The organism is Wenzhouxiangella sp. XN79A (genome assembly GCF_012272825.1).
In the GTDB taxonomy this organism is placed as follows: Bacteria; Pseudomonadota; Gammaproteobacteria; order Xanthomonadales; family Wenzhouxiangellaceae.
Genome location: NZ_JAAWWS010000169.1, coordinates 25384 through 35076, shown reverse-complemented (window position 1 = coordinate 35076; position 9693 = coordinate 25384). Strand labels below are relative to the sequence as shown.

At 71.5% G+C, this 9693-nt stretch carries 4 protein-coding genes; 3 read left to right on the top strand and 1 reads right to left on the bottom strand.

What is annotated here, in order from left to right:
* Positions 1–1909: integrin alpha (locus HFP89_RS15610; protein ID WP_168718610.1), on the bottom strand; the 1909-nt coding region annotated here is incomplete at its 3' end.
* A gap of 608 nt (positions 1910–2517) precedes the next feature.
* Here HFP89_RS15610 and HFP89_RS15605 point away from each other — a divergent pair.
* The 3 genes from HFP89_RS15605 (at position 2518) to HFP89_RS15595 (ending at position 9184) form a co-directional block, all read left to right on the top strand.
* Entirely contained in the window at positions 2518–5187 is a 2670-nt protein-coding gene (locus HFP89_RS15605; RefSeq protein ID WP_168718609.1) for a PD-(D/E)XK nuclease family protein, read from the top strand.
* A complete protein-coding gene (locus HFP89_RS15600; protein ID WP_168718608.1) occupies positions 5184–8510 on the top strand; it encodes a UvrD-helicase domain-containing protein in 3327 nt (1108 codons plus the stop codon). The genes HFP89_RS15605 and HFP89_RS15600 overlap by 4 nt, the downstream gene beginning before the upstream one ends.
* Before the next feature lie 179 nt (positions 8511–8689).
* Complete coding sequence (locus HFP89_RS15595; protein ID WP_168718607.1) at positions 8690–9184, top strand: RT0821/Lpp0805 family surface protein; 495 nt, start codon at positions 8690–8692, stop codon at positions 9182–9184.
* Positions 9185–9693: the final 509 nt, after the last annotated feature.

Genomic DNA, 9693 nt, shown 5'->3' with positions numbered 1-9693 from the left:
TTGCGGTGACCGTCGCAGTGAACTCGTAGACCAGGCTGGCGCCGGCCGGCAGGTCGACGTTCTCGCTGATGCCGCCGCTACCGCTCGGATTCGTGCAGACCGCGCCGCCGAAGGCAGTGCAGGTCCAGGTCGCCCCGGTCACGCCGGTCGGCACGGGGTCGCTCAGCGTCGCACCGGCAATGTCGGCGGCGCCGACGTTGGCGACATCGATGAGCCAGGTGGTCGGCAGGCCGTTGTCGACAAAGGCCGCGCCGTTGCTCTTGCTGACCGCCACGTCCGTCGAGCTTCGCCCGAACACCACGTAGCTGCGGCCCGAACTGCTGCCGTTCGGGTCGGCGCCGAAGGCCCCGATGACCACGTCATCGATGCCGTCGCCGTTGACATCGCCGGCGGCGCTGACCGACCACCCGGCGTAGTCACCGGCCGCTTCGCCATTGAGCACGAAACCGTTGCTGCCGTTCAGCGTCGACAGGTCGAAGGGGTTGGGCAGGCCGGTGTCCGATCCGAACACGACGTAGCTGCGACCCGACAAGCCGCCGTTCGGGTCGGCGCCATAGGCTCCGATGATCAGATCATCGATGCCGTCGCCGTTGATGTCGCCGGCGGCGCTGACGGAACGCCCGGATTGATCATCCGCCATTTCGCCGTTGAGCACGAAGCCATTGCTGCCGTCCAGAAGGCTCAGGTCGATCGTCGCCGCGAACGCGGAGTTCGAACCGAACACCACGTAGCTGCGCCCGGAAACAATGCCATCGGTCTCGGCGTACGGGGCTCCGATGATCAGATCATCGATGCCGTCGCCGTTGATGTCGCCGGCAGCGCTGACCGAGTACCCGGAGCGATCACCAGCCGTTTCTCCATTCACCACGAAGCCGTTGCTGCCGTTCAGCGAGGACAGGTTGAACGGGTTGGGCAGACCGGAGTCCGAGCCGAACACGACGTAGCTCTTTCGGACCTCATTGTTGAAGAACCCTCCTGGAGAACCGATGATCAGGTCGTCGATGCCGTCGCCGTTGATGTCGCCGGCAGCGCTGACCGAGGACCCGGAGAAATCATCAGCTGTTTCTCCATTCAGACCGAAGCCGTTGACGGCGTCGAGGGTGGACAGGTCGAAGGGGTTCGTCACCGTGCCCGAACCGAACACCACGTAGCTCTTGCCGGCATTACTGTTGCCGTTCGGGTCGGCACCAAAGGCCCCGATGATCAGGTCATCGGTGTCGTCGCCGTTGATGTCGCCGGCAGTGCTGACCGAGAACCCGGAATAATCGGATTGTGCTTCGCCGTTGAGCACGAAGCCGTTGCTGCCATCAAGGCCGGACAGCTCGACTGGACTGGCCAGGCCAGTGTCCGAACCGAACACCACGTAGCTGCGGCCCGAGTAGTTGCCGTTCGGGTCAGCGCGGTAGGCCCCGATGACCAGGTCATCGATGCCGTCGCCGTTGATATCGCCGGCAGCGCTGACCGAGACCCCGGATAGATCGTATTGCGCTTCGCCGTTGAGCGCGAAGCCGTTGCTGCCGTCAAGGCCGGACAGCTCGACGGGACTGGCGAAGCCGGTGTCCGAACCGAACACCACGTAGCTGCGGCCCGAGGAGCTGCCGTTCTGGTCGGCGCCTTCGGCCCCGATGATCAGGTCATCGATGCCGTCGCCGTTGATATCGCCGCCCGCGCTGACGGAACGCCCGGCCTCGTCATTGGCCGCCTCGCCGTTGAGCACGAAGCCGTTCGTGCCGTCCAGGGCCGACAGCTCGATCTCGGCCGGGAACAACTGGGCCAGGGCCGCGGACGGCAGCCCGACACCCAGCGCTGCGGCCACCGCCAGCGGCAGCGCACGGCGACCAACACCCGGCGCGGCCGCGCCGCGCGAATCCGGTGAGGGATTCGGAGAATCGAAACTCGTTGCAGACATGACGCGCTCCCTGTCGTGTGAATCATTCAGCAGGCGGAATGCTTTGATCCGAAGACACAGGTCCGCGGTGAACCGAAGCTTACCGGCTCGCGCACGCCCCCGCAAATCAAGCGGCCTCGAAGGATCCGGCCCGGAGACGATCCGTTCTCGAACCTGCCGGCGAATGCCTGGCCGCTGCCACTGGTCTGCATCGAGCCCAGGTCATGTACCCCGCTGCGAAGTCGACCGAGAATGGCCCGGGGACTGGACAACAGCGGATCACCGGCGGCGACCACCGATCAGAACTCGAAGCCGGGGCTGAACGCAGCCGCGCTGTCGAAGTCTCCGAGACCGTCGCTGATGCCCTGTCCGGCGTCCGCACCGTCGATGCCGAAGGCGGAGATCCGGGCGCCCGGAATCGGATCGCCCCGGGGCGTCGGTCATCGCGCCCTGGATCGGCTCACCGCGCGGCAGCTGGACGTTCAGGTTGCTGTCCGACCCGACCCGGACCGGATTGCATTGCGCCCGCCAACGCCAACTGCGGTGCGGGAGCGCCCGATCGTCCGCGACCGGCCGGGCCCGGCGTTCGGTTCTCGGCTTCTGAGAACGGCCGACGTATCATCGACGGCATGAGCTCCGGTTCCGCGTCCACCTCCGTTCTGACCCTGACCCCGACCGGCCGCCTGGCCCGCGCCGAGCGGCAGCGCCTGGCGGCCGAGGCCACCGCCCGCGGCGAGCGCGCCTGGCGCACCCCCGAGGTGCTCGGCGTCGGTGCCTGGCTGAACACGCTGCGCGCCGACGCGCTGGTGTCCGGCGCCGTCGACGGCGTGATCGTCGGCGACGACGCCGCGCGCGAGCTCTGGCGCGAGGCGATCGATACGGAGGTCTTCGTCGGCGAGCCGCGCGTGGTCGAACTGGCTCAGCGCGCCTGGCGGACGATCCACGAGCATCGCCTGGATGCCCCGGAACGCTGGCCGGATGTCCTGCTGTCGGAAGACAGCCGCGCCTTCCGGCGCTGGGCCGCGCGGTTCCGATCGGCCTGCCGCGAGCGTGGCGTGATCGACGAATGGACCTTCGCGGCCGGTCTGCCCGACCGGATCCGCGAACGCACGCTGCCGCTGCCGGAGGCGATCCGGCGCGTCGGCTTCGAGCTCGAGCCGGTCCCGCTCGTTCGTGCGCTGTTCGATGCACTGGCCGAGGCCGGCGTCCGGATCGAGGACGCGGCGCCGGAGTCGACCCCGTCCGCGTCGCCGGACCTTCGCGTCTTCGCCGACGACGACGGCGAGCTGCGCGCCGCGGCGGCCTGGGCGCGGGCGCGGCTGACCGAGCGGCCCGACGCCCGGATCGGCATCGTCGTGCCCGACCTGGCCGGGCGGCTGGGGCGCATCGAGCGGATCTTCGCCGAAGTCTTCGACCCGCCCGGCTTCGCACTCGACGACCGCGGCGATCCGGCCTGGCACGTTTCGATGGGCCCGGCCCTGGCCGAGTGGCCGCTGGTGGCCGACGCGCTGCTGATGCTCGGGCTGGGCCCGAACCGCATCGACCAGCCGCAGGCCGGGCGGCTGCTGCGCTGCCCGTGGCTGGCCGAGCACGACCGGGAGCATCGCGCGAGGTCCGGCGCCGAAGCCCGCCTGATGCGCTGGGCGCCCTATGCGCTGACCGTGCCGGAACTGGTCTTCGAGCTGAAGAACGCCGGCGCCACGCAGCTGGCCCGGACCCTGGAACAGTGGCGTTCGATGACGCTGAAGCATCGCGATGCGGCCTGGCCGTCGACCTGGACCGAGCGCTTCCAGACCGAACTCTCGGCGCTCGGCTTCGGCCACGGCCGAGCGCTGAACAGCCGCGAGTTCCAGGTGCTCAGGCGCTGGCACGAACTGCTCGAGTCCTTCGCCGCGCTGGACGGAACGGTGGCCGGGCCGCTGCCGCGCGCCCGGGCGCTGGCCCGGCTGGCCGAGCGAGCCCGCGACGTGACCTTCCGCGAGGCCGATCCGGGCAGTGCGGTCGAGATTCTCGGCGTCCAGGAAGCGCTCGGCGCGCGCTTCGACGCGGCATGGCTGACCACGCTGGATCGCGACACCTGGCCGGCCGCGGCGCGCCGCGATCCGCTGATCCCGGGCCCCGTCCAGCAACGCGTCCCGACGAGCACGGCCGACGGCTGCCGGGCCCGCGCGCTGGCCGAGCTGGCCGGCCTGAAGCGCATCGCGCCCGAACTGCGGGGCAGCTTTGCGCGCGGTGACGACGAGATTCCGCGCCGCTGCTCGCCGCTGCTGGGCATCGAGACGAGGGACCTCGACGAGGCCGTCGAGGCCGCGCCGCCGGCGGCCGCCGATTCCGGCGCCATCGCGCTCGAGGCCGTGGACGAGGACCGCAACGCCCCGGTGCTCGACCGGGACGACGTCCGCGGCGGCACCGCCGTGCTGCGCGACCAATCGGCCTGCCCGTTCCGCGCGTTCGCCGTGCATCGCCTTGGCGCCGTCGAGCTGTCGGCGCCGCGGCCCGGCCTCGATGCGCGGCTGCGCGGCACGTTGCTGCACCGGGCGCTGGAGACCTTCTGGCGCCGGCTCCCGGACCGCGCTGCGCTGGTCGCACTCGACGCCGCGGAGCGCGCGACGCGCATCGAGGAGGCCGCGGCCACCGCCCTGGAGGGCGTGCTGGAACGGCATCGCCTGACGCTGAGCCGCGCCGGCCGTGAACTCGAGCAGCGCTGCACCGAGCGGCTGCTGGCCCGATGGCTGGACCTGGAGCGCGCCCGTGGACCGTTCGAGGTGCGGGCCCTGGAACAGACGATCGCGATGCGCTTCGGCCCGCTGACGCTGTCGGGCACGATCGACCGCGTCGACGCAACGCCGGCCGGCCCGGTGCTGATCGACTACAAGACCGGCGCTCGCGGGCGCAATGCCTGGCGCCCGGCGGCGCGCATCGACGACCCGCAGCTGCCGGCCTACGCGCTGTCGCTGGACGACCCTCCGGCCGCGCTGGCCTTTGCCCGGCTGCGGCCCGACGACCTCGGCTTCGACGGCCTGGCCCGCGAGGACACCGGCATCGAGGGCGTGCCGATGCTGGAGCGGACCGGCGGCGCCTGGAAGGGCATCGACGATTTCGACGCGCTGCTGGCCGACTGGACCGCCGCGCTGAATGCGCTGGCCTGGGACTTTGCCGAGGGCAAGGCCGCCGTCGACCCGCGCGAGCCGCGAGTCTGCGGCCACTGCCACCTGCACGCGCTGTGCCGGATCCACGAACGCGATCGTCTTGCCATGACGGGCGCGGAAACCGCCGGCGGTGCGGAGGGCCGCGAATGAGCGATGCCGAACAACGTCGCCACGCGGTCCGGCCCGACCGCTCGGTCATCGTCCAGGCGCCGGCCGGCTCGGGCAAGACCACGCTGCTGGTCGAACGCTTCCTGGCGCTGCTCGAAACCGTCGAGGCGCCGGAAGAGATCCTGGCCATCACCTTCACCCGCAAGGCCGCCGCCGAGATGAAGCAGCGCATCCTGCGCGTGCTGGAGCCGGACTTCTCCAGCAGCGCGGGGCACGAACAGGACCTGGTGGCCTGCGCCGAGCGGCTTCGGCATCGGGTCGCCGACTGGGACCTGCTGGCCAACCCGCAGCGTCTGATGATCCGGACCATCGACTCGTTCAGCCACTACCTGGCCCGCAGCATGCCGGTGGCCAGTCGGCTGGGCCCGGTGCCCGCCCCGGCCGAAGACACCCAGCCGCTCTACCGCGAAGCGGCTCGCCGCGTGCTCGAACGCGCCGGCGAAGACGACGGCGGGCTGGGCGACGCGCTGGAGACGGTGCTGCTGTGGCGTGACCACCGCACCCAGGACCTCGAGGACCTGCTCGTGGACCTGCTGAAGCGGCGCGAACAGTGGCTGCGCGCGCTGGCCGTCACGACACCGGACCGCGCCACGCTCGAAGGCGTGATCGAAGGACTGGTCCGCGAGCGGCTGGACGCGGCGCGCACGGCGCTCGACGACGCGCTGGCCTCGGCCGGCGCGTCGCCCGACGCGCTGGCCGCACTGCTGGATTCCGCCGCCGAACGGCTGCGCGCCGCCGACGGCTCGGGCGCGTTGCGCGAGTGGCCCGGCGGCGGGTTGCCGGGGCCCGATCCCGAGGCCCTGGCCGGCTGGCGGGCGCTGGGCGATGCGCTGCTGACGAAGGCCGGCACCTGGCGCAAGGGCGTGAACATCGGCCAGGGGTTTCCGCCGAAGACGCCGGAAAAGGATCGCATGACCGGGCTGCTCCGGGCCCTGGCCGGGGACGAAGGGCTGGCCGAACGGCTGCACGCGGCACGCACGCTGCCGATGCCGCGCTACGCCGACGAGGAATGGCGCGTGCTCGACGCACTGATCCGGGTCCTGCGCCAGGCCGCGGCCGAACTGGCGGTGGTGTTCGCCGAGCGCGGCCAGACCGACTTCACCGGCCTGTCCGGGGCGGCGCTGACCGCGCTGGGCGACGACGACGCCGGCTACACCGACCTCGGCCTGTACCTCGACCGCCGCATCCGGCACATCCTGGTCGACGAATACCAGGACACCAACTGGGCGCAGTTCCACCTGCTCGAGAAACTCACCCACGGCTGGGAACCCGACGACGGTCGGACGCTGTTCGTGGTCGGCGACCCGATGCAGTCGATCTACCGCTTCCGGGAGGCCGAGGTCGGGCTGTTCATCCGCACCCGCGACCACGGGATCGGCGAGCTGACGCTCGACGACGTCCGCCTGAGCCGCAACTTCCGCTCGCGCGCCGAAGTCGTCGACTGGGTCAACGAGCGGCTCGGCCCGGTGTTCCCGGAGCGCGAGGACATCGCCGCCGGCGCCGTCGCCTACGCCCCCTCCGAGGCCGGACGCAGCGAGGGCGGCCGGGTCGACCTGCATGCCCTGCCCGACGACGAGGCCGAGGCCGAGCGCATCGCCGGGCTGCTCGGCGAGGCGATCGAAGCGCATCGCCACGAGCCGGACTGGAAGGCCGCGGTCATCGTGCGATCGCGCAACCACCTGCAGGCCATCCTGCCGGCGCTCGAGCGCCACGGCATCCCGTTCCGGGCCGTCAAGCTCGATCCGCTGATCGCCCGTCCGGTGGTCCAGGACCTGCTGGCGCTGACGCGGGCCATCCGCCTGCCGGCCGACACCGCCGCGCTGCTGGCCGTGCTGCGCGCGCCGTGGTGCGGCCTCGAGCTCGCCGACCTGCACCGGCTGGCCGGCGACGGGGCCGATCCGCACGACCCGGCCGCGCTGGCGCGACTCGACGGGGACGCGCGCGAGCGCGCCGAGCGCGCCTACGACACCCTGGCTCGCGCCCGCGCCCGGATCGGGCGGCGGCCGCTCCGGGCCCTGGTCGAAGGCGCCTGGCACCGGCTCGGCGGTCCGGCGCTGCTCGAACGGCCCGACGGCGACCGCGCCGATGCGGCGCAGTACCTGGACCTGCTCGATGCTGCCGACGCCGACGGACTGCTCGACGACCTGGGCGCATTCGAGGAACGGCTGGCCGCCGGCTACACCGCGGGCGATCCCCCGTCGCGCGACGTCCGGCTGGAAATCCTGACCATGCACGGCGCCAAGGGGCTGGAATGGGACCTGGTCGTGCTTCCTCGGCTCGATCGCGGGACCGGCGGCAGCCAGCGCGACCTGCTGTACTGGCTGCCGTTCACACGGCCCGACGGCGACGAGGCCGTGCTGCTGGCGCCGCTCAGGGCCGCCGACCAGCCCGACAACACCCCGCTGATCGACCTGATCCGCAGCGAGCGAAAACTGCGCGAGGACTACGAGAGCCAGCGCCTGCTGTACGTGGCCGCCACCCGGGCCCGCGAACGGCTGGTCCTGACCACCGCGCTGGACCCCGCCCGCAGCGGCGGCCCGAAGCCCGGCCGGGGCACGCTGCTCGAGCGGCTCTGGCCCGGCTGCGGCGCCGACTTCCTCGACGCCCTGGCCGAGTCGGCAACGGCACCGGAGACCCCGCATACCGCCGGAGCCGCGCTGCGCGCACCGGACCTCAAACGCGCCCCGACCGGCTGGCAACCGCCAATCGGCGAGCGGCTGGCCTGGTCGCCCGACCTGCCGCGGCACGAGCGGGAGGTCGAGATCGAGTTCAACTGGGCCGGCGCCGAAGCGCGACGCACCGGCGACGTACTGCACCGCCTGCTCGAGCAGGTCGGCCGGGTCGGCGTGGAGGCGTTCGACCCCGCTGCGCGCAGCGCGCTGATCGACCGCATCCCGGCGCTGCTGCGCGCCCTGGGCACCGGCCCGGAAACGCTCGCCGCGAGCGCGGCCCTGGTCGGCGAGGCCTTCGAGCGGACGCTGGACAGCGAGACCGGTCGCTGGATCCTCAGCAACCGGCACCCGGACCACGCCTGCGAACTGCCGCTGACCGGCGTCGTCGACGGCCGCCTCGTCAACGCCATCATCGACCGCACCTTCGTCGACGACAACGGCACGCGCTGGATCGTCGACTACAAATCGGGCTACCACGCCGGCGGCGACCTGGAGGGCTTCCTCGGCGAAGAAGCCGAGCGCTACGACGCCCAGCTCGGCCTGTACCGGCGGCTGTTCGAGCAGCTGGGCGAGACCGACATCCGGACGGTGCTGTACCTGCCGCGGCACGATCGATTGGTGGAAACGGGATAGCCACCTTCGTTCGATCAGCGATTTCGTCACGAGGGCCCGGCGCCGCCGGCGCCGGGATGACGGTGCCCGTTTTCCAGCGCTGTCGTTTCGGGACGATGGAAAGGGCGGAGTGTCGGTTCAGGAAGGATTCAGCCACTCGACGGCAGGATGAGTCTCGAACCATGAATCGGAGTTCCGCCATGTTCCGACGTCTGCTGATCGTTCTTCCCGTCGCGGCCGCGCTGTTCCTGAGCGGCTGCGCCAGTACCCAGGGCCCGCGCGAGCAGTCCGGCATGGCGATCGGCGCCGCGATCGGCGGGCTGGTCGGGGCCGCAGCCAGCTACTCGCGGCACGACGACTACTATCACGGCGGCGACGGCTACAGTACCGCGGCGATCGTGCTCGGTGCGGTGGCGGGTGCGGCGATCGGCGGGGCGATCGGCCGCGAGATGGACGCGCAGGACCATGCCCGGGCCAGCTACGCAATGGAGCACACGCGCACCGGCCAACCGACCGCCTGGCACAACCCGGACACCGGCTACGACTACCGGATGACGCCGACCGAAACCTACTACTCCGACGCCGGCCCGTGCCGCGAGTACGTCATGGAAGCCCGGATCGGTGGCCGCCCCGAGACCGTCTACGGCACCGCCTGCCGCCAGCCGGACGGCAGCTGGAAGATCGAGGATCGCTGAGACGGCCTTCCCGAGTCCGCCTTCGTCGTTCCGGAGGGCCGTTTTCCATCCCTCGCGATCCCGGGGCGCCGCAGGCGAACCCGGAGCGGTCAGCGTTGCTCGCAACTCGGCCTGACCACCCCGAGACTCGCTCGAGTCGAGACAACTCCCACCAACTCCCGTCATCCCGGGGCGCCGCTCCTATTTCACCGTCATCCCGGGGCGCCGCAGGCGAACCCGGGATCTCGTGATGCTGTCGCCATGGTTCTACGGGCAATTCCGTCACGAGATTCCGGGTTCCGGCTGCGCCGGCCCCGGAATGACCATGTACAGAAGGCCGGCGCCACGGTTCTACGGGCGATCGCGTCACGAGATCCCGGGTTCCGGCTGCGCCGGCCCCGGGATGACCATGTACAGAAGGCCGGCGCCACGGTTCTGACGGGCCATTGCGTCACGAGATCCCGGGTTCCGGCTGCGCCGGCCCCTGGACGACGAGGTGTGGGTGGAGCGCTGGCACCTCTTCCCCCGTC

Excerpts from the sequence above, each read along its gene's own strand:
- HFP89_RS15600 (WP_168718608.1), top strand. The coding sequence starts at position 5,184 with ATGAGCGATGCCGAACAACGTCGCCACGCGGTCCGGCCCGACCGCTCG.
- HFP89_RS15605 (WP_168718609.1), top strand. The coding sequence starts at position 2,518 with ATGAGCTCCGGTTCCGCGTCCACCTCCGTTCTGACCCTGACCCCGACC.
- HFP89_RS15595 (WP_168718607.1), top strand. The coding sequence starts at position 8,690 with ATGTTCCGACGTCTGCTGATCGTTCTTCCCGTCGCGGCCGCGCTGTTC.